The following is a 26,626-nucleotide window of genomic DNA, read 5'->3' on the forward strand; positions in this document are numbered from 1 at the left end:
CCAATGTTCACAACGGGCGAGACAGGATTCTACAACACATACGGACTCGGACCCGGTGAGGTCATGCTTAACGGCCAGCCGGTGACGAGCGCAGTTGTGAGCGAGATCTCTGTGAACCTCAGCGAGTTCGTGATCGAGGACCCAACCGTGCCTCTCGCCTCCTACGCTCCCGGAGTGACTGTTGGCCACTTCCTCACAGACGGCAGGGGGGGCAACTTCAACTTCTGGATAGATGCGCTGCTCGCAGAGAACAACGGCCCGCTTTACACACAGGTGGTTCAGCTCGTTGCAACATACAGGGGGCCTGACATCTAACGTTGTCACCGTTTACATCGAACCCCCCCAGGCCGGTGACTTCATACCCTCCGTGCACCTCGCCTCCAACAACACAGCATTGGTCGGTGACATTACGTTTGCAGGCATGAAGTACGTGAACTACGTGAACGTCTCCATAGGCAACATGAGCGGCCAGTATGTGAACGTAACATACCCACCGCTCTTCTACAACTCACAGGTGGGCGAGAACTACAGCGGCGTTTCCAACGGCGTCATACCAATAGATTTCACCAAGCTTCCGCCTGCGGGCCAGCCCATTAACCTCACAATGGTGGCGTCGGGCTTCAATGACCTCACACTATCGTTCTCCTTCTTCGGTTTCACCTTCCAGATAGTGGACAACCAGAAACCCATCGTGTGGGAGTACCAGATAACAATACCGAATCCCGGAATGGACCCAGAGGCCAGCATGGTGCCATCGCACGTAGCCTTGTTACTGGAGATGTGAACATCTCGTATAGTGGGTCCTGGGCCAGCGGGAGCGGAGCGGTCGGAGTGCTGACGCTGTCCAGCGCCTCCGGTAGCCAGGTCCTGATGAGGACAAATGAACTCACAGGAACATTCGACTGGAACACCTCTGCCCTCATGGACGGCTTCTACACGCTCACCTTCACAGTGGAAACGCCCACCGGCCTGAGCACATCCTCTTCATACCTCTTTTACGTAGACAACGAACAGGCGAAGCTCACCTCAGATCTGAACAATGTGGAGGCCCAGTATGCCAGCGCGATCCAGACCATAGACATGCTGAAGGCAGCCCTGCAGTCAAGCCAGCAGGCAAACCAGAAGCTTTCAGCACTTCTCTCGCAGGCAAACTCAACAGTGGAGCAGCTGAGGGCATCGGTGGCATCCCTCGAATCGGAATACAACCAGAGCGTGGCGTCCCTGAAGCAGGCCCAGGTACAGCTCAGTGCATATCAGCAGGAGGACTCGCAGTACGCGTCAGAGGTGTCCCTGATGCAGTCACAGATCGCGTACTACCAGAACCTGACCGCCAAGCAGGAGCAGCAGATCATGTCGCTGGAGGGCCAGGTCGCCCAGCTGCAGTCTGAGCTCAGCCAGTACCAGCAGGCACAGCACCCAGGCTACCTGACATCTGTGGACGGCTGGGTGGGCGTGGCAGCCATATCTGCCTCTCTGGTCGCACTCGGCCTAGGAATATACTTCGGTGTGGAGAGGAGGAAGAGGTGAGCCACCCCTCCTTTTAGTTTTTTAAGAAACCATTTTTGTGCACTTCAACCCATTCACCTTTTCTGCAGGGCCCGGAAAGATCTTGGCTGCAGTAATTCGCACCCTTTGGAAATACCGTGCGAGATGGGGGGGGCCAGCGGGTCGCTCACGGAAGCCAGAGTGATTCCGCTCTCTCAGGTTTTGAACGCCACGGAATTAGTCCCATGCGCATCTGGACTAAGCGCTTAGGTGGAAACATTATATTATAAGCACATATTTATCTGTTCGGTGATAAGAAATGGCGTTCATAGATGACCTTGCCCTGGAGCTGTTCACCCTCGCTCTGGTTGGCGTGCTCGCCATATACATGACGGGCATGACGTACCTTCAGTACAGGCGCTCCAGGAACGCGGATGTTGAGTCCGCCCTCTACCCAGCTTCTTCCCGCTGCTCGTGCTGGGCCTATTCATAACCGTAATGGGTATCTACGGCGAGATGACATGGCCACTGCCGGGCAGTTACAACATACTCTTCTACGACCCCCCCTACACGCTCCTGGGCCTCATAATAATAGGCATGGCCATTGCGATATACATGAAGCAAAAGCTGCAGTACGTTGGCATAATAGCACTGTTCGCAGGCCTCATGGCCATATACTACGGCTACAACGCATACCTTGACCACATGACATCGAGCCCGATCGCCATGCTGGGCCTCTACCTGGCATTCGGCATCGCAGGTGTCCTGACATTCCCGACCACTCTCATATACGACTCCCTCCCGGGAAAGCAGAACGTCTCGAAGGGATGGACCGTCGTCCTCGTCCTCTTCTGGCTTGCACTGGTCGTGGCTTCTGTCCTCGCGGCTGTAACCGGAATACTTGCAGTGCCGCAGCACCTCCTGGCGCCACCGTGAAGATACCGTGGCATCTGCGGAACTGTGTGGAACAATTTTATTGAAATAAAAAATATTTATTTTGGAAGCCCTCAATCTTATGGGCATCCTACAGTGAGAACTTCCCCCGGGACCTTCGGGAACGGGTGCACGTCGTCTATCCTCTTGAAGCCGCATATGTAGCGCACGAGCCTCTCTATGCCTATGCCGAAGCCCGCAGAGGGCGGAAGGCCACGCCTGGCGAACTCTATGTACACTTGAACTGCTCCTCGGTCTGCCCCCCCTTCTTCTTTATCCTCTCAAGTATCCTGTCCAGCTGGTATTCCCTCTCACCACCAGACAGCGCTTCCTGGAAGCCCTCCGGATAGATAAGGTCCATGTCAACCAGTATCCCGGGCCTGGAGGGGGGGTCCTCCCTGTCGTAGAACTCCCTGGCCTGCAGTGGTATGTCTATTATCCAGAACATGTCCTTCTCCTTCCTTGACAGCACAGCCTCGAAGTCCTTCCCGTACTCCTTCTCTGCCTCCAGGTACTGGTAGCGCCTGAATGGCTTTCTGGGTACCTCGAGCTTCCTCCCCCCCAGTTTCCTCAGGTCGTCCGCGTGCTTCTCCTTCACCTTGCTGACCAGCTCGACCATGAGGTCTTCGACCAGGGACATCATCTGCTCCCTTGTGGCCCCCCCCTTGCCTCCACATCGATCTGGGTGAACTCGCTCAGGTGCCTCCCCCCCGTCTCTGCCTTGTCGGGGGGGGTCTCTATCCTTATGTTCGGGGAGAAGGTGAATATCTTGTCAAAGTGCGAGACGAGGAGGTGCTTGTGGAATATCATGCTCTTCGTCAGGGCGTATTTTTCGTCATAGTACGTTATGTAGGGATCGTAAACGGGATGGTTCAGGGGGGGTCTGTGAGGGGGGGAGAGATAATAACAGGCGGCACCTCGATGAAGCCTCTGGACCTGAAGAAGTCCCCCCCAGGATCTGCCTCACCGTGGTGTGTACCCTAAGCGCTATGGCCAGCCTCTCGTCGGACAGATGCTCGTTGGTGTAAGATACTACATCGTAGGTCTGCATAATGTCAGATCGGAGCATCCAATATTAACATTCGTTTCCAGAATGAGAATAATCGTCAATTATTCCATGCTACGGCGGGATTTTTAGACGTAATGTCTAAATACTATCGGCATATACATGCGGGATGGAACTGGACGACAAGGACTGGAAGATACTCAGCTACCTCTCGGAGAGGGGGCAGGGAAAAGATATCCGACATATCGAACGCCATAGGCATCCCAAGGGTGACAGTTTACGAGAGGATGCAGAACCTGGTCAGGGAGGGCGTGATCCAGAGGTTCACATTCATACCGAACTACAAGCTCATAGGCTCCCGGTGACCGCATACATATTCGTAGAGTTCGACCCCCCCAGCGAGAAGGTCACGCAGCGGGAGCTGGCAAAGAGGGTTGCCCAGATGCCGGAGGTGGAGGAGGTGCATATAGTCACAGGTGAGTGGGACCTCCTCCTCAAGGTCAGGGCACCGTCCATGGAGGACATAGGCAACTTCGTCCTCGACAGGCTCAGGGAAACAAAGGGTATTGCGAAGACGGAGACAATAACGATATTCTCTACGGTTAAGGAGTGGAACCCCCTGAGGAGGGTTAATCGGCAAGGTTCTCAAGAATGAGCTCTGCTATGTCCTTCACCTCTATCCTGCCCTCGCTGTTGGAGGTCCTGACCGCGTCCTCAAGCATGGGCATGCAGAAGGGACAGGCAACAGCGAGCCTCTTAGCACCAGTGGACATGGCCTGCTCCAGCCTTATCTGGCTTATCTTCCTCTGTGACTGCACCTTGTACCAGTAGTTGCCCCCCCCACCCGCACCACAGCACATACTCCTCTCCCGCGACCTCTCCATCTCCACCAGCCTTGAGGTGCTCTGCACTATGTTCCTGGGCTTCTCGAACTCCCTGTTTATCCTCCCGAGGTAGCACGGGTCGTGGTAAGTCGTGACTACCTCGCTGTTCTTCACCTTCAGCCTACCGCTCTCTATGAGTGAGGAGAGGAACTGTGAGTGGTGGTACACCTCGGCCTTCAGGCCAAGTTCCGGGTACTCGTTCCTGAAGGTGTTGTAGCAGTGCGGGCACGCTGTCACTATCTTCTTCACCCCCCCGTACCGGTTGAATGTGTCGATGTTCTGCAGGGCCAACTCCTGGAACCTACCCTCCTCTCCCATCCTCCTTGCAGTTTCGCCCGTGCATGCCTCTTCCGACCCGAGGATGCCGAAGCTAACGCCTGCCTTTTTAAGGAGCTCTATGATCGCCCTTGCTGTCTTGTTGTCCCTGGGATCGAATGCCCCCCCCATGCAGCCTACCCAGTAGAGCACCTCCTGCGACCCGTCAAACTTCGGTGCGAACTGCAGCATAGCATCCCTGTCCGAGGGCGGGTTCCGAAGGGGGGGTTGCGCGTGTTAGTGAGATTGTTGAAGTACGCCTGCATGTCCTTGCCTGTCCTGTTCTCCATGACAAGGTTCCTCCTGGTCTCCATGATGAAGGAGTGTGGGTCTATGAGCACAGGGCACTCCTCCACACAGGCCTGGCACGTCGTGCAGGACCAGGTGGCGTTCTCGGAGAGCACAACTTGTGTCATTTCACCGTCTGAGGTGTAGTTCGCCTTTATATTCTGGACAACGAGCCTGGGAGTGAGGTCGGTACCTGACATCACGGCCGGGCAGGCCCTCTCGCACCGCCCGCAGTTGGTGCATGCAAGGGCCTCCGCCTTCTTGAGTTTCGGGAGCTCGCTTATCTTCTTCACGCCTATGGATATGTCGAAGTTTCCGGAGGCCATGAGTTCAGTGAGAAGGAAAGGCGTGGTCATGGCGCCCCCCTCACCCTGGGCCTCTTCGCGCCTATGAGTATTAGTGACATGACCATGTGCGACAGCTTCGAGAAGGGCAGGTACACAGCCAGTGCGAAGGCTGTTAGCACATGGGCCATCCAGAGAGACCTGTAGAGGACGATTGCAGTGGTGTATGGAAGGCCGGAATAGACGTAGCTGAGCGGGTACTCAACGAACCTGAACACATCGAAGCCCTCCCTGAAGGCGTATATCTTCAGGGCCCCCCAGGAAGAAGCCCTCCAGGTCAAGGGCCAGGAGTGCCAGGAGGATTATGTAGTCTTGCTCCGTTGTCTCGAGCATCACCTTACCCCTGCCCCTCCTTACCAGGCCCATGAGGGTGCCGGCCAGCAGCATGACGCCCCCCCGAGGTTGGCCCAGAACTCAAAGTTCAGGTAAAAGCCACCGTTCAGTATGCCGTGGTGCGCGACCGGCTTCACAATGTCGTGGGACAGGAAGATGAGGGCGGTCGCTATGAACAGTATCAGGATACCGTAGGATATCAGTACGTGCATGGTGCCGGCGTAACGGTTCTTCACGTTTTTCCTGTGGAAGAAGCCGTAAACGAAGACCCTGGAGAGGAAACCCCTCCAGTCTGACCTGAAGTATGAAAGCGCCATGCCCAGGGTTATCCCTGCCCTCCTGTAGATCAGGTACCACGATACGAGGACAAAGGCGAGGGCCGCGAATGAGAGCACATAGTCCACTATGAGTTCAGACTCCGGTATGAAGAGGAGAGTGGGGCTAGTCACAACTGTCATGCAGTGATCACCGTGGCCAGGTATGGTCAGGTACTGGCCACTATCTTCATTGAGAGTTTAGATAAATATTCTTTCCTGCCCTCCATTTGTACGCTTCCCAGTTTCAGGCCTTGAGCACATGCGAGGCCTGTGGAGGCGATACAGGATACCATGTGGCTTGCCACCAGCATTTCTGTCCCAAGAACAGGAAAGTGTGCCATGGACTGGCCCTGAGGGGAAAAGGGCCCACCCTGCACCGGGGGGCGTTCACTGCCCGGAGAAGTCGTCGAGGCTCGTCGACCTGAGGGTGTGCCTGCTCTCCTTCCACTGCACCCTCACCCTCACCCCCCCTCGCGCCTGCACCTCTCCACTATCCATGATGAAATCTCACTGTACCACTTACCGCCGGGCTCCACGCTCAATCCACCGAAGACCCTGCTCATCTCCATGTCCGAGAGCCTGTGCCTGTTGTATCTATCGAAGAAGATCTCGGAGTTGGTCTCTGCTGCCAGCCCTATGATCCTCTCCGCCTCCTCCCTGCTGTCGTTGTATCCCCTTATTATTGGCCCGTAGAATATCCATGTCCGTATCCCGTTCCTGGCCAGTTCCCTGAGCGCCCGGGCCCTGGCCTCAGGGGGGGACGGGGGGGTCTTCCTCTCCACCCTGAGGGCCGCCTCCATATCCAGGGTCGTTATGGTCAGGCCAACATCGACCATGTCCCTGTGTGCCTTCAGGAGGTCCAGGTCTCTGAGCACGAGAGGTGACTTGGTCTGTATGGTTGTGTAGAACCCGTTCCTGAGCAGTACCTCCTCGCACCCCCTGGAAAGCCTGAACTTGGCCTCCACAGCCTGGTAAGGATCTGTTATGGTGCCCAGGGCCACTATCCCTCTCCTCTTCCCCCTTTATCTCCGCCTCCAGTAGGCTCACGATGTTCTTCCTGACTATCACGAAGTCCCCCCATGCCGCACCATCCGGGAAGCGCGTCATATCCATGGCGTAGCAGTAGGCGCAGGCGTGCTGGCAGCCAAGGTACGGGTTCAGCGCATAGTCGTTCTCGGGCATCCCGGAGCGTGAGAGTGCCCTCCTGGCCTCAGCCTCGATCACCATCATGCATGTCACCCATGAAGTGGTCAAGCGTCACCGAACGCAGGGCCTTGACCACATGTGACCTGGAGACCCACTTCTCAAGCGGTACCCTCATCCCGATGCTTGCGTGCCGGAGCGCCTCTGCCAGTGAGGAGAACCTCTCCGGCTTGGATCTGAACATCTCCCTCAGGTTCTCCCTGACGTACCACACCCCCACGGGCAGGTTGAAGCTGGGATAGATCTCCCTCCACAGGATGGGCGCTGCCTGCCTCCTCACAGCGTCGAGGTACTCGGCACAGCGAGCCTCGCCGCGTAGTAGCACCCACCTATGTCAGGGTAGGTGTCACGCCCCCGGTAATCCTCGTAATCGATCATGACCTCCGGGTTCGTTCCCCCAGAGATTCCATGTGCTCCCTGGGAACCAGGCCTCGCCCCCACTCGTACCTCCATGTTGAAGGTGCGAGTATGCCCACAAAGAGGTTGCCAGGCGTCTCCCTCCTGAAGACCAGGAACTCCCCGAGCTCGCTGTAACCCTTTATCCTCCTTACAAGGGCATCTGAGAGTGTGCTGTCAACAGCGGTGATGGCCCACCTTGTCGGCACTAGTCTTCTCCTCCTGCCCGTGCCGAGGGCACCCACGCTGAGAGCCCTGGTCAGCTGGCTGACCGTGACACCGCTCCTGTAGAGCGATGACATGGCCTCACTGGCCAGTAGATCGGTGTCGTAGAAGGCCTTCTCTACCCTCTGGTCCGCCTTAGATTCTGATATGGCGATCTTTTGCAGGGGTGCAGAGGGGGGGCCCATGGGAGGCGTGTCCTCACTCAGCCTCACACTCCTCTCGCTGAACGGCTTCGAGACCCTCATGTCGATCTCCACAGGCCTGGAGGAGATGGCCATGACCTGTATCTCCTGCATCGTGTAGTCCGGGTTTGCCACTGAAACGTCCCTCACCTGCATGCCGCCCCGGAGCAGGGATAGCCTCATGGAGAGGAACTCCTCCATGTCCATGGAGAGCCACCTGCCGGAATCTTCGTAGAGCATTGTGTCCCCCCACGACCGGAGGGGGGGCCGATGGGTAAACCCTCACCTTGGGGGGGTAGCTGTGCCGGCCCACGAACACAGACGGTGGCGACGACCCGTATACCTCGTTCCCTGTCACGCTCGTAACCCTGGGCTTCAGTGTGTTGGCCACCTCGATGGGGGGGCAGAACGTCAGGCCGCACAGCAGCTTCCCTCCCCCCCTGCACACCATGCAGAGCTGGGGGGGAGGGATCTTCATCCCCCCCACCTTCACGTCCACGGTTAAAGAGCCATTCCACTTATAAATAGGTTGGTCTTACACGCAGGCTCAGAGTTCGGGCATGTCAGGGCAGATATGGCCTTTGGCCACAGTCCCGGGCTGAAACGACCTCTGAATGGCCCGCATCACATTTATTATGGCCAAAACCTATACAATCTGGCCAGGGGGGGTAAATAGGCGTTTGAACATAATAAGGAAGGAATCGCAGGCTGTCTCAATATTCGGGGGGGACGCGGGATCTGATCAAAAGGTGATGGGGGGGAGTGGTGGCTATGACATAGTACGTGAAACGATCTCGCAGGTCAGCGAATCCCTGGCCGGCAAGACAAGGAGAAAGGCATTCTGGGTTGTCGCCAGGGTCCAGGAGGACATGAACCCTCTCATGCTCCATTTCTGCAGGGAGCTCCTCTCCGCTGGCATAACGCCAGTCTACACTAGGGACTTCTCCGAGGCCTTTTCCGTCGACGGCAAATATGCCTTATTTTCCAGGTACCGGGTGGTCAGGCCGGGGCCAGGCTGGTGCGGCATGTGTTCGACTCGGAATCCAAGCTGCCGGTGCCAGCTGTCTTCTTCTCCACCCAGGACGTGTGGGCCAGGGCCTTCTCTGCAAACCTCCTGTACACCTCAAGGCCCTCAGGAAGGGACAGGCGGTACCTTTACCTCCGCATAGCATCAATCCTGTTTGTCACCTCAATAGTCCTGACGGTGGCCCTGCACTTCTTCCTCCAGCTTTCAAGCGGCCGCCTGCAGTCAAGGGTCTCGTCTGTATCGGATATACTCTCCGTGGGCTTCTTCCTCATCGACCTCACTGCGTATTACCTTATGAGCTATTCCATAAGCCTGCTGAGCAGGACGAAGCTCCTCGTGTTCCTCCTCTCCATGCCCGTGTTCGTCATAGTCGTCCTCCAGATCCCGCTGACAATACTGGGCCTCAACGTGCCCCCTGCCACCCGTTATGTTCATAGAGCCATTCCAGTCTCTACCGCTTGTCTTCTTTGTATTCTACACCCTGATCGCCATCACGCTCACAGGCGGGAGGTCATGGGTAATGCCCGTCGCTGCGCTCATCATATATGCCGGCGCAATTACGGCTGTCAGTGGAAACTACATCCTCTTGCCCGCGCTCTCCATAAGGCACTTGGTCAACGTGTCCTCATCGATACACGGCATGCTACAGCTGGTAACGGTGCTTGTGGCCACCGTTGTGACAACCTTCCTCCTTGTGTTCTCCATGGTCAGGCAGGGGGAGGCCGCGCGCCCCCCCAGGACGGGCAGTGCACCATGACCGCTATGGAGTGTCTATGCAAAATATTCAACTAGAATAAAAGCACAATGTAAAATACTCATATAAAACCGGAAAAAGTGATCGTGAGGGTCCCGGGGATCACTGAATTGAGAAAAATATACATGCAGGGGGGGCATTTTTCAGTAGGCTGAACGATAGATTAGAATATACAGAGTGCATACGTACACGTGAAACCGGAATACGCAAAGGTATACATCCCAGGCGGTGAGAATTATGCCCACATAAAGAAGACGCTCAGGAGCAGGGCGCTCTTCACTGTGTGCGAGGAGGCCAGGTGCCCCCCCAACATCGCGGAGTGCTGGGACAGCGGCACCGCCACCTTCATGATCATGGGCGGCATCTGCACCAGGGGATGCCGCTTCTGTTCCGTGACGCACGGACACCCCCCCATGCCACTTGACCCCCCCGATGAGCCCAGGAAGGTGTACGAGAGTGTCATTGCCATGGGCCTTGACTATGTCGTCATAACTTCTGTGGACAGGGACGACCTGCCTGACCAGGGCGCATCGCACTTCGCGAGTGTCATAAGGGAGGTGAAGAAGACCGGTGCAGTGGTTGAAGTCCTGATACCAGACTTCCAGGGGGGGAGGGAGGATCTCCTGGACATCGTGATCGATGCGCAGCCGTCCGTGATCGCGCATAACATAGAGACCGTGGAACGCCTCACTCCTTCAGTGCGTGACAGGAGGGCATCATACAGGCAGTCTCTCCACGTGCTCCGCTACATCAAGGAGAGGTCGGGCATAACCACGAAGTCGTCTATAATGCTTGGCCTGGGAGAGACAGATGAGGAGGTTGAAAGGGCCCTGGACGACCTCCGCCAGGCGGGTGTCGACATAGTGACCATAGGCCAGTACCTAAGGCCGAGCAGGAGGCAGATGCCCGTGGTGGAGTACAGCAGCATGGAGCGCTTCAGGAAAATGGAGAGGGTTGCGTATTCCAAGGGTTTCTCTTACGTTGCATCCGGGCCGCTGGTCCGCTCTTCATACAGGGCGGCAGAGGCCTGGGTATCCAGGAGGTATTGAACATGTCAGAGGTTGTGAGTGAGCAGGAGGAAAAGGAACTCTTCGTGAGGGCGTACAGCGCGATGGTCCTGGGGAGGACGCTGGACAAGAAGATAATGACTGCGCAGAGGCAGGGCCGTGTGGGCTTCTATGTGCCGTCGATGGGGGGGCAGGAGGCCACGCAGGCTGGCCTCGGCATGGCATTACGTCCAGAGGACAGGGTCTTCCAGTATTACAGGGACATCACCCTGATGATATACCGGGGTGTTGACATAGATATTATCCTAAACCAGATATTCGGGAACGCTAGGGACCTGGCAAAGGGGGGAGGCAGATGCCGAGCCACCTGATGGCCACCGAGGGCAACTTCTTCTCTGTCCCGAGCCCGGTGGGAACCAACCTGCCCCCCCTTGCTGTTGGCTCTGCCTATGCCAGGCGCTACAGGAAGCTTCCCGGCATAGTCGCAGCAACGTTCGGCGATGGGGGGGCATCGTCCACACCCGACTTCCACGCTGCAATGAACTTTGCCTCCGTCTACAACCTTCCAGTCCTCTTCGTCTGCGAGAACAACCGCTGGGCCATATCTCTTCCATACGAGAAGCAGTCGAAGGTAGAGGTATGGAAGAAGGCCGAGGCCTACGGCATGCCTGGTGCGAAGGTAGATGGCAACGACTTCATAAGGACATACAGGGTCTGCAGGGAGGCGGTCGAGTACGTGAGGTCCGGGAGGGGGGGGCCGTACCTGGTGGAGGCTGTCAGTTACAGGATGGGCCCGCACTCCACATCTGACGACCCGAGCAAGTACAGGGATAACGCCATTGAAGAGGGGGGGAGCGACCAGGACCCCCTTGTCATTGCGGAGAAGAGCCTCATAGCCTTAGGGTACATAACAAAAGAGAAGTCCGAAAAGCTATGGGAGGAGGCCAAGAAACTGGTCGACTCTAGGTTCGAGGAGCTTGAAAAGGTACCGGCCCCCCAGAGCCGAGGACGCTCTTCGATGACGTCTACAAGGAGATGACCTGGAACCTGAAGGAGGAGATGGAGGAGATACTATGATGATGAACATGGTTCAGGCCATAAACTCCACTCTGGACCAGAGGATGGCAGGCGATGACAGGATAGTGATACTGGGCGAGGATGTTGGCAGGGACGGCGGCGTCTTCAGGGTCACCGACGGGCTCCAGGCCAAGTACGGCCCTGAGAGGGTCATAGACACTCCACTGGCAGAGCTTGGCATCGTGGGAATGGCAATAGGCATGGCTCTGGAGGGCCTCAGGCCGGTGCCGGAGATACAGTTTCAGGACTTCATATACACTGCGTTCGACCAGATAGTGAACCAGATGGCCAAGATCAGGTACAGGACTGGCGGGGGGGCGAACAGTGTGCCCCCCCTGGTACTCAGGACGCCAGTTGGTGGAGGCATAAAGGGCGGGCTCTACCACTCACAGAGCGGCGAGTCATATTTCGTCCACACAGCCGGCCTCACGGTGGTGAGCCCATCGAACCCCTACGATGCGAAGGGCCTCCTTAACTCCTCGCTCGACCTCGACGACCCCGTGATCTTCCTGGAGCCCAAGCGCCTCTACAGGTCGCAGAAGGTGGAGGTGCCGGAGGAGGAGTTCAGGGTGCCACTGGGTAAGGCGGGTGTCCTCAACACTGGCGATGATGTGTCCATAATAACCTACGGCTCGATGGTTCCCACGGTCATGGCCACGGTGAAGGGGGGGGCAACATAAACGCGGACGTCATCGATCTCAGGACGCTGTGGCCCCTGGATATAGAGACGATCATATCGAGTGTGAAGAAGACTGGGAGGGTCGTGATAGTTCACGAGGCCCCCAGGACGTTGGGCCTCGGTGCAGAGGTCTCTGCCCTGATTGCGGAGAGGGCAATAGAGTACCTCTATGCACCGATAGTCAGGGTGACTGGGCCGGACACGCCGTTTCCATACAGGCTGGAGGACATCTACCTTCCAAACGAGAGGAGGATACTGGCAGCAATAAAGAGGGTAATGGAGTTCAGGTGACAGCATGTACGAGTTCAGGCTACCGGACATAGGGGGGGAAGGCGTATCTGAAGGTGAAATAGTGAAGTGGCACGTCAGGGAAGGAGACCGCATAAGGAAAGACCAGGACATGGTAGAGGTCATGACTGACAAGGTCACAGTCAAGATACCCTCTCCTATCGAAGGAGTGGTGAAATCGATAAAGTACCCTGAAGGCTCTGTGGTGAAGGTCGGCACAGTCCTCATAGAGATAAGCACGGAAGGCGAAGTGGCGTCTCCTAAGCCGGCGGAGGCAAAGGAGGCCCGTGAGGTGCCGGTGCAGGTACAGAGGCCAGCAGGGGGGGCCACCCGTGTCCTCGCCTCGCCAGCGGTGAGGCGCATCGCCCGGGAGAGGGGGGGCATAGACCTCACTGTGATCAAGGGATCGGGGGGGCCGAACGGCAGAGTGACACTTGACGACCTCAGGGCAGCGGAGAGTGCTAGGGCCACAAGAAGCGAGACTGCAAAAGTGAGCACTCAAATGGTTACTGCTGAGGAGGATCAGATCCTCGAAATAAGGGGGGGTCTCAGGCGCCTCATATTCGAGAAGATGTCCAAGGCCAAGAGTGAGATGCCCCCCCACTTCATGGTCAGCGAGAGGTTCGACGTGACCCACCTCAAAGCGATAATAGACGACCTCGGGAAGAGGGGCAGCAGGGTGACATACACGTCAATGTTCATAAAGGCAGTGAGCGTGGCCCTCAGGGACTACCCGTACCTGAACGCGATATACGACGAGGCGAACAGGAGGTACCTGCTGAAGAAGAGGTACAATATAGGCATGGCGGTTGACACGGAGCAGGGCCTCACAGTGGCCGTGGTGAAGGACGCTGACAGGAAGAGCATCATGCAGATAGCAAGCGAGGTCAGGGACCTAGCGGAGAGGGCAAGGAAGGGCCAGCTGACACTGGAGGAGGTGCAGGGATCAACTTTCACAGTATCGAATGTTGGCAGCATAGGTGGCCTCTTCTCCACACCCATAATAAACTACCCTGAGGTCGCAATACTTGCCATGCACAGGGCATTCCAGGAAGGAGAGCGCTTCTTCATGTACTGCTCTCTCTCCTGCGACCACAGGCTCATAGACGGTGCCATGGCCACAAGGTTCCTGATAAGGCTCAAAGAGCTCATAGAGAACCCGTACCTCTTCATGGTGGTCTGATGCCGGAATACGATGCGGTGATAATAGGCGCCGGGCCTGGGGGTTATGCTGCAGCCATAAGGCTCGGCCAGAAGGGCAAGAAGGTAGCCCTGGTTGAGAAGGACAGGATAGGCGGGGAGTGTCTTAACTACGGGTGCATACCGTCAAAGGCACTCATAGAGATGGCCAACTCGATCCACTACCTTAGATCGCTGCCTGGCGTTAGCCTCGACCTCAGGATCGACATGGAGAGGTGGCAGGAGTGGAAGTGGAACATGATCAGGCGCCTCACCGGCGGCGTCGAGGTACTATGCAGGTCATACGGCGTGGAGATCGTGCAGGGCGAGGCCAGGATAGTGGACAGGAACACTGTCACAGTGGGGGGGGAAGGACACTGTCGTGCAGCAACCTCATAATAGCAACAGGCTCCTCTCCTGTGAAGTTGAGGGGGGGAATGGAGTGGGCGATGCACAACAGGGAAGTCCTGGACATGAAGCGCATCCCTGAGAGCATAATCATAGTTGGCGGTGGCTACATAGGCATAGAGATCGGAACGGCACTTTCCAAGCTTGGGTCGTCTGTGACAATAGTGGAGATGATGCCTCTGTGCTACCTGGAGTGGACAGGGAGATCGTGAAGCTGGTGGAGAGGCGCCTATCTGAGCTCAGGGTGAACGTATACACAGGCAGGAAGGTCGCATCTGCGGTTAAGGAGGGCAGGGTGAAGGCCACGCTCGACGACGGAACGGTGCTGGAGGCAGAGGAACTCCTGGTCACTGTGGGCAGGACCCCCCCGAACACACAGGCTTCGGCCTCGAGAACCTGGGCCTCAGGATGGACGGCAAGTTCATATGGACGGACAGCAGGAAGAGGACTTCCGTGGACGGTGTATGGGCAATAGGCGACGTCACAACGGGCCCCATGCTGGCCCACAAAGCATATTATGAGGCCGATGTTGTTGCCGATAATATATGCGGAGTTGACACCGTGGTGGACTACAGAGCCATGCCCTTCGTGATATTCAGCGACCCCCCCGAGGTCGCCTACACTGGCGCTCTTGAGGGCAGGGCAACATCCATCCCGCTGGCCGCCAATGGCAGGTCGCTGGGCCTGAACGAGACCACAGGTGCTTACAGGCTCTACTTCGACGAGCAGGGGGGAACATCAACGGTGGAGCCATAGTGGCCCCCCCACATGCCTCGGAGATGATATCCGAAATATCGCTGGCTGTTGAGTCTGGCTCAACGCATGGACATAGGCCTGACGATACACCCGCACCCAACGGTCTCGGAGGGTATAAAGGAGAGTGCGGAGGAGCAGTATGGAAAGCCACTCCACTTCAAACCTCGCGGTTGACCTTGGCACAGTCGAATACAGTTACTGCCACTCCATCCAGAGAAACCTCGTCTCACTCAGGAAGGAGGGGGGGAGGGTCGGCAACACGATCCTCTTCTGCGATCATGATCCTCCAGTGTACACGATAGGCAGGAAGGCGGAAAGGTCGAACTACTCCGGCGTAGATGTGATAGAGGTGGAGCGGGGGAGGCGACGTGACGTACCACTGCAAAGACCAGATAGTGGCCTACTACGTCTTCAGCGTTATGCGTGAGGGGGAGGAGGGACGTTGGCCTCCTTATCAGATCCGTGGAGCAGTCGGTCATAGACGCCTGGAGGACCAGGGCATACATGCCTACAGGGGATCGGAACCGGGCATCTGGGTGTCAGGCAGGAAGGTTTGCTCCATAGGCCTTGCGATAGATGGGGGGGAAGTGAGCTTCCATGGCTCTGCACTGAACACATCGGAGGCTGCAATGAATGGATTCTACAGGATCAACCCCCCCTGCGGCCTCTCGCCATCCGTGATGGGCTGGGTTAGCGTGGACAGAAAGCTCTACATACAGTCAGTCATCAGGTCCCTGGGCCCCCCCATGTATGGCCCCTTCAGGCTTGTGGACAGGGAGGAGTTCCTCCAGGGCCTGGGCCTCAGTCCCCTTCCTTCCTGAACCTCCATATCCTCTCGGTTATCCCGAGCCTCCTGTTGCTTGCCAGTGCCATCATGAAGAGGAGCGAGGAGAGCCTGTTCAGGTACGCTAGTATGGTGCCTTCGAAGCCCAGCTCCGTCCTTAGTGAGACAGCGAGCCTCTCAAGCCTCCTCACGACCGTCCTGCATATGTGCAGGGAAGTTGCCTCCTCTGACCCGTCCGGCACCACGAATAGGTCGATCCTGCCTATCTCCTTCCTGTATTCCAGCGTCCTCTCCTCCAGCCAGTCAACCCTAGACCTGTCGATGTGCCTTCCGGCCCCCCTCGCTCGTTATTTCTTCTCCTATTGTGAACAGGTCTTCCTGAACCGTCCTGAGGTCCTGCCTGATATCTTCCCACCTGGTCTTGACCGTTGCGAAGCCTATGAACGATATTGTCTCGTCTATCGTTCCCTCAAGGTTTATCAGGGAAGAGGACTTTGCGACCCTCTTCCTCGACCCAGTGTCTGTCTCTCCCTGGTCTCCTCTCCTCGTGAACACGTTGGGGGGGTTAGGGTGGCCCCCCCTGTGATAACCTTTGCCTATGCGTACCTGCAGGACCATTTTCCCGTATACTATATAGTGTACACCAACTCTAAATACTCAAAGTGGCTATATAGGTGGATATAGAATATAGTGGATCACTTATTACCCTTAACAGTGATCACATACTGTAATGGAGTTAGGGTCAAGGGAGTTGCTTGATAAGTATGACAGGTCTGGCATAACCCGCCTCCACCTAAGGATGGTCTTCATATCCGGCATGGGCTTCCTGACAGACGCCTATGACCTTTTCGTCCTCAGCACGGCCCTGCCAATCCTGGTATCGTTTTTCGGAATAACGGCTTCGCACAACATCTTCAGCTCAGCCCAGGTCTCCTTCCTGGGGCTCCACATCTCATCTGTCACACTGGAGGAGGGCCTTCTTGGCTCCATCGCACTCTTCGGCGCTTTCATCGGTGCTTCGTATTCGGCAGGATGGCGGACAGGTTCGGGAGAAAGGTCATGTATGTTGTCGACCTGTCCATAATGACCGCATTTGCCCTCATTTCCGCTTTCTCAAGCAGTGTCCCCATGCTGATGGCCTCAAGGTTCTTCCTGGGCATGGGCATAGGTGGTGACTACCCTGTCAGTTCCACGCTCATGAGCGAGTACTCCGGCATAAGGCACAGGGGGGGCAAGCTGGTATCCATGGTATTTGCCATGCAGGGCTTCGGCCTCCTCCTGGGTGCCATGGTCGGTGTGCTTAGTGTGGCCTTCCTGCCCCTCGGTGTGGCTTGGAGGGTCATGCTGGGGGGGCAGGGGGGGCGGTACCGTCTGCGGCCGTAATATACTTCAGGTCAAAGGTTGACGAGACGCCCAGGTTCAGGGTAGTTTCGTCTGAGCGCCCCCGAGGCCAGGGAGAAGGTAAGGCTCAGCAGGTACTGGCTTCCAATACTCGGCACAGCGGGCAGCTGGTTTCTCTTCGACATGGCATTTTACGGGACATCTATAAACAACGGCCTCGTCCTCTCCTACCTGGGATACGGCACAGTCGTGGGCAACATAAGGGCCACTATACTGAACATAGCAATAGGCAACGCCCTCATCGCCTCTGTGTTCTCTGTGCCGGGGGGGTACTGGATCGCTGTGGGCACCATAGACAGGGTCGGCAGGAAGACGTTGCAGTGGCTCGGGTTCTCTGTGATGGCAGCTGTCTATTTCATCATTGCTACGCACTACAGGGGACTCTTGGACGCAATATACATGTTCATAGCGCTCTACGGTGTTTCATTCTTGTTCGGTAACATCGGGCCAAACACCACCACGTTCATACTCCCAACCGAGCTTTTCCCAACAGAGATAAGGACCACGGGGCACGGGATAGCCTCAGGATCTGCCAAGTTCGGCGCTGGCCTGTTCACGCTCATGCTTCCTTCCATAATGGCCTCCATGGGAGTTCCGAACCTCATGCTCATTCTTGGCTCCATATCTGTGGCAGGCATGGTACTGACGCTGTTCGCGATAAAGGAGACAAAGAACGAGAGGCTGGAGGAGACGTCGAGCCTTTCAGGTTACGGCATCCTTGCATATGGAAAGAGCACTGCCACGAAGACAGGCAAGAAATAACCAACAGTGCCTGTTCTCTGCATGGAATCTAAAGTTCCTCCAGAGACATGTTGAACTAGATCATTTCTCTTATGAAATGCACCCATAGTTTCTTTAAGGCAGGCAGTCCCTCATTCAAGATTCTGCCCGCTCTTAACTGAAAACACTTTCATAGTTGCAGCTCTACGCCAGGCAATACTGTTCTTAATACCTCTCTTTTTAAAATGGGATCTGGCGACGCGCACACCTAAGTACATATTAGTTTGGACTGTTATTAATATATTTCATGGTGTTAAAAAAATGGTCGGTTCCGATGACTGAGATTGAAAACCTCGACAACGCAGAACTTTCCTCAAGGCACTTCAGCTGGACTTTTATAGCCTCCCTTGGGGACTTCCTGGACGCTGGGATGTTCGCGGGCACAGGTATAACACTTGGGGGGCGATCTCGGCCCTCCTCCACTTCACCACCTTCGAGGACGGGCTGCCGGCACTGATCACGCTCCTGGGCACAGCATTCGGCGCGCTGGCGTTCGGGAGGCTCGGTGACCTATATGGCAGGAAGTACATCTATCAGGTCGATATGATAATATACGCAGTGGCATCGATACTCCTTGCCATCACCGGAGTCTTCCCGACACGCATGATCAACACCGTGTGGGCCATGATATTCTATGCACTCATAGGCATTGCAGTGGGCGCCGATGTCCCGACCTCCTGGAGCCTGATATCTGAGTTCGCCCCGAAGAGGAGCAGGGGGGGCAGGTTATTCTCCATAACGAATGTGATGTGGTACGTGGGCGTCCTCATCGAGCTTGGCATATCCATAGCCCTTGTGAACACAGGTATGGTGCTCTTCAGGGTCATATGGATACTCCTGGGCCTCGTTGCGATCTTCTCCTGGTTCATGAGGCGCAGGCTCGCAGAGTCCCCGAGGTTCCAGATAATGAAGGGTGAGAATGAGGAAGTGCGGAATACCCTGAAGCAGCTTGGGATCAACGCAACGGGTGCAGAGAGGAAGGAATCATACAGCAGGCACCAGTATGTGGAGCTCTTCACAAAATACGGCAGCTTTGTGGCCTTCGCATGGTTCCTGTACCTGATGTGGGGGGGCATCCCGGCATCGACTTACGGCGAATTCTTCCCTTACATATTCAACTCACTGCACCTTGTCTCCGCAAGGGCAACGTTCGCCTTCGAGGCAATATACTTCGGCAGTGCGATAGTCCCAGGTCTCCTGATATTCTACTTCCTCTCTGACAGGCTGAACGTGGGCCGTGTACCACTTTACCTGATAAGTGCGGCAATGTCCATGGTTTCATTCTACCTGCTCGTCTATCCTCCGTTCCTGAGGAACGTGGCCGTACTACTGGTGTCCTTCCTCCTGTTCGGAATAGGTCAGGGGGGGCTCGGTGTGTGGCCAATAACCAGGCTACTCTCGATAGAGCACTTCCCCACGAGCATAAGGGACTCTGGCCAGGGTTTCGTCTGGTTCACTATGCGTTTCGAGGCAGGCATATTCGGCCTGTTCACGCCGCTCATAGTGGGTGCGAACGGCCAGCATGTGGAGTACATTGGATGGATAGCGGGGGGGACGTTCTTCCTGCTTGCACTCATAGTGGTCGGGGGGGTCATGTCAAGGGTCGCGCCCTTCTATGTGAAGACAGAGGCAGATCCCTCGAGGAGACCTCCAGGGACAGTGAGGTGGTAGGCTGATATAGGCCCCCCCTTTAAAATTCGCCCTTCAATTTTTTCAGGCTCGCTCAGCTTTCTTTTACTGCGGTACCCATATTATCTGGGCATTTCCAGGCATTCGCTGGAAGTGCATGGCACCGGTTCCCCGCAGCGGTGTGCGCAGGAACGCCAACTGGATGGACGCGATCACGGTTCAGAGCTGCCGGTACTGAACTCCACAGGGGGGGGTTGGCGGCTCTGTTTTCCACCTTAAATTGGACTGGCTAAGCAATGTCGCCTTCCGGTGTGTCCGGATCGTACAGGGCGAAGAACCTCATGCCCTTCAGCATCCTGTAAGCCCTCAGGCACTCCCTGAGGTCCTCCGCAATCCCTATGGGCCTCATCGTCTCCACGTTCTTTCTCTTGAACGCCGCATCAGTGAAGGCGACCTCGCCGGCCGGCGTCCTTACCACGAAGATGACGCTCGACCTGTGGTGGCACCCGACCTGTATGGCCCTGATGCCGGGTACCAGCTCGCTATCCACATCCTCATAGATAACGAGGCGTTCACGGGCCTCGAACATTATGTAACTCAGGACTCCCGGCGGCATGAACAGATCCCTGTTCTTGATCTCAGCATCCTCCTGCGCCACCACATCCTCTACCCACCCACGTTTTGGTAGGAATATCCTGGCATTCCTGAACTCCGCCATCCTGCCAACGGTGTAGTCCTGTATGGGTGTGACGCTCAGGTTCCTTATCTCCTCCGGCCTGAAGCCTGCAGCACTGAGCATGGAAACAGAATCCCGTGCTTCGAAGACCGCCCTTTCGCCTGCAAAGAGTACCATCTCCCTGTTCCTCACGCTCAGGTCCTCAGGAAGGCCGGTGTTGATCAGAAAGTTCGTGGAATCGTTGTAGGCCAGCACCATGTGGAAGTGAAGCTCCTCCCAGGTGTCCCACCCCCTCATCCAAGTCACCTCAGGGCCCGGCACCTGGCACCTTCCCACCTTGAATATCTTCACGTGGAATGTGTCACTCGAAGTCATACTTCACTCCGAAGCCCGGTTCCCTGGAGAGGGTTATGAAGCCTCCATGCGGTTTCGGCAGGTTCACAGCATGCTGCTCCAGCCACTCCCTGTACTTTGTCAGGTACTCAGCCATGGGTGTGACGTGCACCGGTTCTGAGATTATGCAGTGGAGGTTGTATATGTTGCTGGTGTGCGGTATCACGACCGCACCAAAGGCCTCTGCGAGTGCGGCGACCTTCATCATTGGCGTGATTCCACCGACCCACAGGGCGTCGGGCTGGAGTATCCTGACACCTGACTGCAGGAGCCTCAGGAAATCGTACACGTGGTAGTGGTGCTCCCCCTGCAGAAATCCTTGTCCCTACCCTCCTCGTCAGGTACCTGTAACCCTCAAAATCATCAGGGAGGAGGGGGGGCTCCTCCATCCATGACAATTCGTACCTCTCCGCCCTGCTCAGCATCCTCTCGGCAAAGTTCACGTTCCACGACATCCAGGCGTCCGCGGCGAGTTCTATGTCATACCCTATGGCTTCCCTCACCGTCTTCAGGAGCTCCAGGTTCTTCTCCACACCGAAGGGGTCGGCTGGACCGGCTATGAACCTCATCTTCATCGCCCTGTAGCCCTCCTCCACGTAGCCCAGCGCCTCTTTCTCCAGTTCATCCTTTGGCAGGGGGTGGAGGTGGCTCGCATAGGCCCGTATCCTTTCCCTGGTTGGCCCTCCCAGGAGTGTGTACACCGGGACGGACAGGCTCCTGGCGAGCGCATCGTACATGAGGACATTGATGGCGCTCAGGGCATGCATGGCAAGGCCCGCCCTTCCAACGGGCAGTGTGTACCTGTAGAGCATGTCCCAGGTCGCCTTGATGTCGCTGGCCTCCCTCCCTTCAGGAGGTGCGATATTCCCATGGCAAAGTCAGCCACCTGCCTGGATACAGCCATGAGGCTGTAAGACCCGTCCTCCAGCCCCAGTCTCAGGAACGCAACTTCGTGCATCAGCGCAGCGTCCACCGGCGAGACCTCGCCCAGGAAATCCTTGTAAGGGTCTGTGGGCTTCACATAAGGATACACGGGCTGGGTGGCCCTCTCAACCCTCTCCACTGATAGGCCGCTGATCTTCAGGCCTGTGCTCTTGAGGCTCTCCATACTGACTTCAGGGGAATGCAAAAAATAAAGTGGCATCCATAAATGTTAGGAACACTTCAGTGTGTCCCGGACCTTCATCATGATCTTGCGCTCCGCCTTTCTCAGGTATTCCTCAACCGTCGCCTTGGACAGGCCAGTTACCCTGGTCAGGTCCTCGAGGTGTGCCCTCTTGGGTATGTCGTAGTACCCGCTGTCCAGCGCCTTCATGACGACCTCCCTCTCCTGGGGCGTGAGCACCATGGCAACTCCAACCATGGACCTGGGGTCGATCTCCCTGGAGACGAACCTCTTCACCTCTCCCAGCCTTTCCAGCCTGCTCCTTATGTCACTGACGAAATTTTTCTCTACCACTATGGATATGTTCTCAAGGCCCCCCCCTCAACCAGGTCCGTCCTCATAATAACTGGATAAGAGTTCAGTATGCCGGATACCATGCCGTGGAACCTCTCGCTTATGTTCAGCTTGAAGATCTCGTCGGTCACCCTCGAGACTGAGATGACATCGTAAAGTGTGTCGCTCTTCCTTATCGACCTTAGCAGGGGCCTCAGGTCGGACGAGTTTCTCAGCCGCAGCTGTATGATGCCGTATATGTTGTCCTTCTCAGGATCTGATCTCGTGTAGAGAGTTGTGATCTGTGCCTTGTATGACGCTATGAGGTTTGTCCAGCAGTCCTCGTGCGTGATGGTGAAGTTGATGATTGCGAACCCCTCGTCCTGTGGAATATTGAATCTCATATCCTCACATGTACACATGTTTTTGTTAAATATCTTTTCACCGGCATATACTACCCTATCCATACCTTTCTGTACGCAGAACTTTTATCTACAACCGATGTGCAGCCATGGACAGGGTAATACCCGCCATACCAACACTCTTCTCCGAGGACGGTGAGGTGGCCTGCGACTGTTACGGTGGGATTTTCTCCTGGCTCCGCGAGAACGGTGTGGGGAATGCTGCCATCCACATGATCGGAGGTGAGTACTACAAGCTGGCGGACCACGAACGCGTCCTCACGGCAAGGCATATTGCACGCACCTTCGGCACCAGCTTTTCAATTTACGTTAACGTATCCGCATCCTCGTACAACTCCTCCCTCAGGATCATGGGGGCTCTGGCAGGGTATAAGGTATCAGGTTACGTAGTGAACTCGCCCGTGCAGTCCCCCCCGCTTCGCAGCGAGGAAGAGAGAGTCTATGATATATCCATGAAAATCATTGAGCGCTCAGGCGCGCCCTTCATCCTCCAGGTCTACGGTTCAGTGCCACAGGGGAGCACTCTTGAAGGCATGCTGCGGACTGGCCGAATCTGTGCACTGAAGGTGGAGGCATCCCTGGGGAGGAGAGGAGGATCGCAGACCTCCTATCCAGCCGGGTGCCTCTCCTCTCAGGCAGGTTCGGCTCCTCATTCATCGAAGAGCTGGCTATGGGTTTCCATGGCTGCATGCCCGACCCACTGTCTGCACCGTTCCTCATGAGGGCCCTTGACCTCCACCTCTCTGGCAGGGACAGGGATGCCAGGGAAGTGCTCTCCGTCCTTTCAGTCTATCACAGCCTGCTGCTCCAGCACTTCGATTCCTTTCCATACCTGGTGAGGGAGGCCATGGCAGGTGCCGGCATAATAGAAAGGGCGGGTTTCAGGGAGCCCACAGTGTTCCTGACCGCGCTACGGTGGAAAGGGCCAGGTCTGAGGGGTACCGCCTGGTTAAGGCGGCAGATTCCCTCACTCGTTCCTGACCGGGTTGCGCAGTCTTCCTATCTTCGATATCTCTGCCTCCACCACATCGCCTGCCCTGAGGAAGTTCCTGTCAGTGAAGGCGGCGACCCCGGCCGGCGTCCCTGTAGAGATTATGTCGCCGGGCAGGAGCGTTATCCCCTGAGACAGGTAAGAGACCATCCTGTCTATCTTGAAGACCATCTCCCCCCGGTGGAAGCCTTCTGCCTGGTCTTCCCGTTGACCCTGAGCTCCATCTGCAGCGAATAGGGGGTCGCCTATTTCGTCCGAGGTCACCAGGACAGGGCCGGTGGGTGCAGCCATGTCCATGGCCTTGCCCATCACCCAGTTGTGGCCCAGTGGGGGGCGGGCTCTTAAGGTCCTTCCCTAGCTGGTAGTCCCTGAAACTCACATCGTTGAGCACCATGTAGCCGAACACGCTGTCCATGGCCTCCCTCTCGCTCACGTACTTGCTCCTCTTCCCTATCACAAGGGCCAATTCTATCTCGTAGTCCACCATGCTGGACGATCTCGGTATCACTATGGGGTCTTCCGGGCCGGATATGCAGCTGGGGAACTTTGTGAAGAAGAACGGGTCTTCCATGCCTTTGAAGGACTGCTCGTTTGCGTGCGTCTTGTAGTTTATCGCTGCCAGTATCACCTTGTCAGGGCCCTGGACCGGGGGCCTGCATGGCCGGGCTACCATCGATCCTGAAGCCTTCGCTGTGCTCGATGATGACTTCCCTAAGCCTGCCGTCTAGCTGCACAACGTCCTTCACTGAGCGTATGTGTCCTTTGATGCCCAGGTCCCTGGCGGCATCGCTGATGCTGTATAGCTCTCCCCCCTTCACAATGACGGCTTCACTCTTCCCCCCCTTCACTCTCACTGTACCAAGTTTCAAGCCTATCCCTCCACTCTCAGCACGGTCTTGGAGACATCTGCGTCTTCGGCAAGCATTCTCCTGAATGCATCCTGGCCGTTCTCAAGGGCCTCTACCCTGTACCAGGAACTTTCCCTGAGGACCGTGCCACGGTTGATCATATCAACTGCCCTACTAAAGTCTTCGTCAGAGTAGCAGAAGGAGCCGGAGATGCTGACCTCGTCCCTGACGATGGAGTTGCCGTTCACCTCCGCCTTTGGCTCATGGAGGCCCAGGAACACGACGGTGCCACCCCCCCTCCTGACCCTCTCTACGGCCATCCTCCTCGTTGAGGAGAAGCCAACGGCGTCTATGGCCACGTCGAAGTCCCTGTCCTGGAGGGCCTCTGGCGGCAGTGAGAGGTCTGCGCCCCCCCATTCCCTGGCTATCATGGCCCTCTTTGCGTTCTTCTCCACCACAGCAACAATGTCAGCGCCGGCCTTCCTGGCCAGCTCGAGAGCGAAGAGGCCTATTGTACCGGCCCCCCCTATTATGAGAACTCGGTCCCCCCCAGGCTCGATCCCGCTCTTCCTCACGGCCCTGAGGGCTGTTGCCAGGGGGGGTTCGCTGAAGGAGCCGTTCAGAGTGTCCCTGACCCTGTAGACGGAATAGGCAGGCACATCGACGGTCTCCGCGAAGCCACCCGGGTAGTTCACCCCTATTATCTCCCTCTCAATGCACAGGTTCCTCAGGCCAGAGCGGCAGTACCTGCACTTCCCGCAGGATACGAGGGGGTTCACAGCCACCTTCTGTCCTACGAGTGACCTGTCCACACTGCCAGAGACCTCAACCACCTCGCCCGCGAACTCATGGCCCATCACGGACGGCGGCTCCTCAGCTCGTTCTGTCCTAGGAACGCCGATAGTTCAGAACCGCAGATACCGCAGAACTCCGAGCGCACCCGGACCCAGCCATCACGGAGGGGCGGGGGGGTCTCAAGTCCCCCCCGCACCTCCATCTTCCCTATGTCTGTCCATACGAGAGACCTATTCATGCGAAACACTCCTCCACTTTATGTATTCCAGCACCCTCGGTATGTCTATCCCAACAGGGCAGACATCCCTGCAGCCCCCGGAGTGTGTGCAGAGGTTTGCCTGCCTGTAGTCACCTTTAATAATGGCGGACCACATCGCGCCCATGGGGGGGCCGCCGTAAGGCGGGTCTCCCCCAGGATGCACCCATCACCCTGTAGACTGGGCAGGAGAAGTAGCACCTCCCGCACTTTATGCACAGGAGGGCCTCCCTCAGTCCCGGGTCCCTGTTTGCCATGCTCCTCCCGTTGTCCAGCAGTATCACATGGAACTCCCTGGGCCCTGTGGCAGGCGAGACCCTCTTGAGCTCTATGTCCGCAGTTGAACTTGGCCCGGAGCTTATGTTTATGTAACTGGGCGGGTACAGGCCACCGTACGCCGCCTGCACTATCAGCTCCTTCATTGCATCGTGCAGCGTGGGCACGATCTTGTCTATTCCCGTGATGGCTATGTGCACCTCGGGCACAACAGTATCCATCCTTATGTTGCCCTCGTTCTCGAGTAGCGCCACCGACCCGGTATCGGCCGCAACCGCGTTGGCGCCTGTGATGCCGACCTGCGCCTTCATGTACTTCTCCATAAGGAAGCTGCGGACGGCCGCCACCATCTCCTCGTGCGTGGAACCAGAGTTCACAGCTCCGTTGAGGAACCTGTTCAGCAGATCTCCCACCGCCTCCTTGGGCATGTGGAGCGCGGGGGGGAAGACTATGTGTGCCGGCGGCTCGCCAGTGAGCTGTATAAGGTACTCTCCCAGGTCGGTCTCCCAGGCATCCAGCCCCCTAGAGACAAGGTGCTCCCGGAGTCCGACCTCGTAGGCGACGTTGCTCTTCGAAAACACGACCCTCTTCCTTTCTCCTATTATATCGTCAACGATCTTCCTGGCCTCTTCAGCGTCCCTGGCCAGGTAGGCCCTCCCGCCAGTCCTCTCCACAGCCCTGATAGTCTTCTGCACGTAATCATCCAGGTGCTCCAGTACCGCGAGCTTCGTTTCCCTGATCTCCCTTGCCAGGTCCAGTATGTACGGGTTCTCGCTCAGTATCTGCTCCACCCTTGGTATATTGTTCTGGAGCGCCCTCTCAATGGCCACATCCCACTGCCCCCCCATCAT

General features: G+C 56.7%; 22 protein-coding genes and 12 pseudogenes. 19 read left to right on the forward strand and 15 right to left on the reverse strand.

The genetic code is table 11. The features are described 5' to 3' along the window. The first annotated feature begins 3 nt into the window (after nucleotides 1-3). The 4 genes and pseudogenes from JCM13583_RS06435 (at nucleotide 4) to JCM13583_RS06450 (ending at nucleotide 2,421) form a co-directional block, all read left to right on the forward strand. A complete protein-coding gene (locus JCM13583_RS06435) occupies nucleotides 4-315 on the forward strand; it encodes a hypothetical protein (protein ID WP_162509529.1) in 312 nt (103 codons plus the stop codon). Beyond that, a complete protein-coding gene (locus tag JCM13583_RS06440) occupies nucleotides 287-784 on the forward strand; it encodes a hypothetical protein (protein ID WP_075057102.1) in 498 nt (165 codons plus the stop codon). Before JCM13583_RS06435 ends, JCM13583_RS06440 begins: the two co-directional genes overlap by 29 nt. 47 nt (nucleotides 785-831) lie before the next feature. Then, nucleotides 832-1,527, forward strand: a complete 696-nt coding sequence (locus JCM13583_RS06445) for a hypothetical protein (protein ID WP_162509530.1) — start codon at nucleotides 832-834, stop codon at nucleotides 1,525-1,527. Nucleotides 1,528-1,804: 277 nt separating this feature from the next. Beyond that, a pseudogene (locus JCM13583_RS06450) lies at nucleotides 1,805-2,421 on the forward strand (DUF981 family protein). A gap of 77 nt (nucleotides 2,422-2,498) precedes the next feature. Here JCM13583_RS06450 and JCM13583_RS06455 read toward each other — a convergent pair. Further along, nucleotides 2,499-3,469 (reverse strand): annotated as a pseudogene (locus tag JCM13583_RS06455) (asparagine synthetase). A gap of 92 nt (nucleotides 3,470-3,561) precedes the next feature. Between JCM13583_RS06455 and JCM13583_RS06460 the strand changes: the two are divergent. Beyond that, nucleotides 3,562-4,079: pseudogene (locus tag JCM13583_RS06460) on the forward strand (Lrp/AsnC family transcriptional regulator). On the opposite strand, the pseudogene JCM13583_RS12520 reads toward JCM13583_RS06460, so the two are convergent. From JCM13583_RS12520 to JCM13583_RS06490, 3 genes and pseudogenes are all read right to left on the reverse strand, one after another. Continuing rightward, nucleotides 4,054-6,046, reverse strand: a pseudogene (locus JCM13583_RS12520) (4Fe-4S dicluster domain-containing protein). The pseudogenes JCM13583_RS06460 and JCM13583_RS12520 overlap by 26 nt on opposite strands. Before the next feature lie 320 nt (nucleotides 6,047-6,366). Continuing rightward, nucleotides 6,367-6,906 carry a radical SAM protein gene (locus JCM13583_RS06485; RefSeq protein WP_162509531.1) on the reverse strand — a complete coding sequence of 180 codons (540 nt, stop codon included), beginning with the start codon at nucleotides 6,904-6,906 and terminating at the stop codon, nucleotides 6,367-6,369. 209 nt (nucleotides 6,907-7,115) lie between these two features. After that, nucleotides 7,116-8,383 (reverse strand): annotated as a pseudogene (locus tag JCM13583_RS06490) (hypothetical protein). Between the two features lie 208 nt (nucleotides 8,384-8,591). On the opposite strand from JCM13583_RS06490, the gene JCM13583_RS06495 reads away from it, so the two are divergent. After that, nucleotides 8,592-9,080, forward strand: a complete 489-nt coding sequence (locus tag JCM13583_RS06495) for a hypothetical protein (RefSeq protein ID WP_075057108.1) — start codon at nucleotides 8,592-8,594, stop codon at nucleotides 9,078-9,080. On the opposite strand, the gene JCM13583_RS13990 is transcribed toward JCM13583_RS06495, so the two are convergent. Continuing rightward, complete coding sequence (locus JCM13583_RS13990) at nucleotides 9,067-9,210, reverse strand: hypothetical protein (protein WP_171823493.1); 144 nt, start codon at nucleotides 9,208-9,210, stop codon at nucleotides 9,067-9,069. The genes JCM13583_RS06495 and JCM13583_RS13990 overlap by 14 nt on opposite strands. A gap of 155 nt (nucleotides 9,211-9,365) precedes the next feature. On the opposite strand from JCM13583_RS13990, the gene JCM13583_RS06500 reads away from it, so the two are divergent. From JCM13583_RS06500 to JCM13583_RS06530, 8 genes and pseudogenes are all read left to right on the forward strand, one after another. Continuing rightward, nucleotides 9,366-9,695, forward strand: coding sequence for a hypothetical protein (locus JCM13583_RS06500; protein ID WP_075057109.1), 330 nt, complete (start codon nucleotides 9,366-9,368; stop codon nucleotides 9,693-9,695). Nucleotides 9,696-9,883: 188 nt separating this feature from the next. Then, the gene (gene lipA / locus JCM13583_RS06505; protein ID WP_162509532.1) at nucleotides 9,884-10,741 is read left to right on the forward strand and encodes a lipoyl synthase; all 858 of its coding nucleotides are present in this window, start codon (nucleotides 9,884-9,886) and stop codon (nucleotides 10,739-10,741) included. A gap of 2 nt (nucleotides 10,742-10,743) precedes the next feature. Beyond that, a pseudogene (locus JCM13583_RS06510) lies at nucleotides 10,744-11,776 on the forward strand (thiamine pyrophosphate-dependent dehydrogenase E1 component subunit alpha). Nucleotides 11,777-11,778: 2 nt separating this feature from the next. Further along, nucleotides 11,779-12,746, forward strand: a pseudogene (locus tag JCM13583_RS06515) (alpha-ketoacid dehydrogenase subunit beta). Between the two features lie 4 nt (nucleotides 12,747-12,750). After that, complete coding sequence (locus tag JCM13583_RS06520) at nucleotides 12,751-13,926, forward strand: 2-oxo acid dehydrogenase subunit E2 (RefSeq protein ID WP_075057111.1); 1,176 nt, start codon at nucleotides 12,751-12,753, stop codon at nucleotides 13,924-13,926. Continuing rightward, nucleotides 13,926-15,260, forward strand: a pseudogene (lpdA, locus tag JCM13583_RS06525) (dihydrolipoyl dehydrogenase). The gene JCM13583_RS06520 and the pseudogene lpdA overlap by 1 nt, the downstream one beginning before the upstream one ends. Then, a complete protein-coding gene (locus tag JCM13583_RS12525; RefSeq protein WP_162509533.1) occupies nucleotides 15,226-15,513 on the forward strand; it encodes a hypothetical protein in 288 nt (95 codons plus the stop codon). Before lpdA ends, JCM13583_RS12525 begins: the two are co-directional and overlap by 35 nt. Continuing rightward, complete coding sequence (locus JCM13583_RS06530; protein ID WP_162509534.1) at nucleotides 15,455-15,907, forward strand: hypothetical protein; 453 nt, start codon at nucleotides 15,455-15,457, stop codon at nucleotides 15,905-15,907. Before JCM13583_RS12525 ends, JCM13583_RS06530 begins: the two co-directional genes overlap by 59 nt. On the opposite strand, the pseudogene JCM13583_RS06535 reads toward JCM13583_RS06530, so the two are convergent. Next, nucleotides 15,888-16,425: pseudogene (locus tag JCM13583_RS06535) on the reverse strand (cob(I)yrinic acid a,c-diamide adenosyltransferase). The gene JCM13583_RS06530 and the pseudogene JCM13583_RS06535 sit on opposite strands and share 20 nt — an antisense overlap. 196 nt (nucleotides 16,426-16,621) lie before the next feature. On the opposite strand from JCM13583_RS06535, the gene JCM13583_RS06540 reads away from it, so the two are divergent. From JCM13583_RS06540 to JCM13583_RS06555, 4 genes and pseudogenes are all read left to right on the forward strand, one after another. Beyond that, a complete protein-coding gene (locus JCM13583_RS06540; RefSeq protein ID WP_075057112.1) occupies nucleotides 16,622-16,954 on the forward strand; it encodes a hypothetical protein in 333 nt (110 codons plus the stop codon). Further along, nucleotides 16,903-17,253 carry an MFS transporter gene (locus JCM13583_RS06545; protein ID WP_075057113.1) on the forward strand — a complete coding sequence of 117 codons (351 nt, stop codon included), beginning with the start codon at nucleotides 16,903-16,905 and terminating at the stop codon, nucleotides 17,251-17,253. The genes JCM13583_RS06540 and JCM13583_RS06545 overlap by 52 nt, the downstream gene beginning before the upstream one ends. Before the next feature lie 141 nt (nucleotides 17,254-17,394). Then, nucleotides 17,395-18,033, forward strand: coding sequence for an MFS transporter (locus JCM13583_RS06550; protein WP_075057114.1), 639 nt, complete (start codon nucleotides 17,395-17,397; stop codon nucleotides 18,031-18,033). Between the two features lie 292 nt (nucleotides 18,034-18,325). Next, nucleotides 18,326-19,722, forward strand: a pseudogene (locus JCM13583_RS06555) (MFS transporter). A gap of 247 nt (nucleotides 19,723-19,969) precedes the next feature. Here JCM13583_RS06555 and JCM13583_RS06560 read toward each other — a convergent pair. The 4 genes and pseudogenes from JCM13583_RS06560 to JCM13583_RS06575 form a co-directional block, all read right to left on the reverse strand. Continuing rightward, entirely contained in the window at nucleotides 19,970-20,653 is a 684-nt protein-coding gene (locus tag JCM13583_RS06560; RefSeq protein ID WP_075057142.1) for a hypothetical protein, read from the reverse strand. A gap of 64 nt (nucleotides 20,654-20,717) precedes the next feature. After that, nucleotides 20,718-21,857, reverse strand: a pseudogene (locus JCM13583_RS06565) (L-rhamnonate dehydratase). Between the two features lie 45 nt (nucleotides 21,858-21,902). Then, the gene (locus JCM13583_RS06570; protein WP_075057115.1) at nucleotides 21,903-22,208 is read right to left on the reverse strand and encodes a helix-turn-helix domain-containing protein; all 306 of its coding nucleotides are present in this window, start codon (nucleotides 22,206-22,208) and stop codon (nucleotides 21,903-21,905) included. Beyond that, entirely contained in the window at nucleotides 22,208-22,591 is a 384-nt protein-coding gene (locus JCM13583_RS06575) for a hypothetical protein (RefSeq protein WP_075057116.1), read from the reverse strand. Before JCM13583_RS06575 ends, JCM13583_RS06570 begins: the two co-directional genes overlap by 1 nt. A 107-nt stretch (nucleotides 22,592-22,698) precedes the next feature. Here JCM13583_RS06575 and JCM13583_RS06580 point away from each other — a divergent pair, with 107 nt between their 5' ends. After that, on the forward strand, nucleotides 22,699-23,331 hold the full coding sequence (locus tag JCM13583_RS06580; protein WP_075057117.1) for a hypothetical protein: 633 nt from the start codon (nucleotides 22,699-22,701) through the stop codon (nucleotides 23,329-23,331). Between the two features lie 330 nt (nucleotides 23,332-23,661). Here the strand turns inward: JCM13583_RS06580 and JCM13583_RS12530 are convergent, their stop codons facing one another. From JCM13583_RS12530 to JCM13583_RS06605, 5 genes and pseudogenes are all read right to left on the reverse strand, one after another. After that, nucleotides 23,662-24,273 (reverse strand): fumarylacetoacetate hydrolase family protein, encoded by a 612-nt coding sequence (locus JCM13583_RS12530; RefSeq protein ID WP_162509535.1) that lies wholly within the window; start codon nucleotides 24,271-24,273, stop codon nucleotides 23,662-23,664. Beyond that, nucleotides 24,233-24,469 carry a hypothetical protein gene (locus JCM13583_RS06595; protein ID WP_075057119.1) on the reverse strand — a complete coding sequence of 79 codons (237 nt, stop codon included), beginning with the start codon at nucleotides 24,467-24,469 and terminating at the stop codon, nucleotides 24,233-24,235. Before JCM13583_RS06595 ends, JCM13583_RS12530 begins: the two co-directional genes overlap by 41 nt. 2 nt (nucleotides 24,470-24,471) lie before the next feature. After that, complete coding sequence (locus JCM13583_RS06600) at nucleotides 24,472-25,308, reverse strand: alcohol dehydrogenase catalytic domain-containing protein (RefSeq protein ID WP_162509536.1); 837 nt, start codon at nucleotides 25,306-25,308, stop codon at nucleotides 24,472-24,474. Continuing rightward, nucleotides 25,305-25,481, reverse strand: a complete 177-nt coding sequence (locus JCM13583_RS13995) for a hypothetical protein (RefSeq protein ID WP_171823494.1) — start codon at nucleotides 25,479-25,481, stop codon at nucleotides 25,305-25,307. The genes JCM13583_RS06600 and JCM13583_RS13995 overlap by 4 nt, the downstream gene beginning before the upstream one ends. Then, nucleotides 25,474-26,623, reverse strand: a pseudogene (locus tag JCM13583_RS06605) (lactate utilization protein). Before JCM13583_RS06605 ends, JCM13583_RS13995 begins: the two are co-directional and overlap by 8 nt. Nucleotides 26,624-26,626 lie beyond the last annotated feature (3 nt).

The sequence above is a fragment of the Thermogymnomonas acidicola JCM 13583 genome (assembly GCF_001316105.1).
In the GTDB taxonomy this organism is placed as follows: domain Archaea; phylum Thermoplasmatota; class Thermoplasmata; order Thermoplasmatales; family Thermoplasmataceae; genus Thermogymnomonas; species Thermogymnomonas acidicola.

What these genes read in the sequence shown, in the direction of transcription:
- JCM13583_RS13990 (WP_171823493.1), bottom strand. Translation starts at nt 9,210, where the DNA reads ATGAGGAAGAAGCCCACGGAGAGTATATCCGATACAGACGAGACCCTT.
- JCM13583_RS06575 (WP_075057116.1), bottom strand. Translation starts at nt 22,591, where the DNA reads ATGAGATTCAATATTCCACAGGACGAGGGGTTCGCAATCATCAACTTC.
- JCM13583_RS12530 (WP_162509535.1), bottom strand. Translation starts at nt 24,273, where the DNA reads ATGGTAGCCCGGCCATGCAGGCCCCCGGTCCAGGGCCCTGACAAGGTG.
- JCM13583_RS06550 (WP_075057114.1), top strand. Translation starts at nt 17,395, where the DNA reads ATGGCATTTTACGGGACATCTATAAACAACGGCCTCGTCCTCTCCTAC.
- JCM13583_RS06580 (WP_075057117.1), top strand. Translation starts at nt 22,699, where the DNA reads ATGGACAGGGTAATACCCGCCATACCAACACTCTTCTCCGAGGACGGT.
- JCM13583_RS06520 (WP_075057111.1), top strand. Translation starts at nt 12,751, where the DNA reads ATGTACGAGTTCAGGCTACCGGACATAGGGGGGGAAGGCGTATCTGAA.
- JCM13583_RS12525 (WP_162509533.1), top strand. Translation starts at nt 15,226, where the DNA reads ATGGAAAGCCACTCCACTTCAAACCTCGCGGTTGACCTTGGCACAGTC.
- JCM13583_RS06500 (WP_075057109.1), top strand. Translation starts at nt 9,366, where the DNA reads ATGTTCATAGAGCCATTCCAGTCTCTACCGCTTGTCTTCTTTGTATTC.
- JCM13583_RS06435 (WP_162509529.1), top strand. Translation starts at nt 4, where the DNA reads ATGTTCACAACGGGCGAGACAGGATTCTACAACACATACGGACTCGGA.
- JCM13583_RS06560 (WP_075057142.1), bottom strand. Translation starts at nt 20,653, where the DNA reads ATGAGGGGGTGGGACACCTGGGAGGAGCTTCACTTCCACATGGTGCTG.
- JCM13583_RS06545 (WP_075057113.1), top strand. Translation starts at nt 16,903, where the DNA reads ATGGCGGACAGGTTCGGGAGAAAGGTCATGTATGTTGTCGACCTGTCC.
- JCM13583_RS13995 (WP_171823494.1), bottom strand. Translation starts at nt 25,481, where the DNA reads ATGAATAGGTCTCTCGTATGGACAGACATAGGGAAGATGGAGGTGCGG.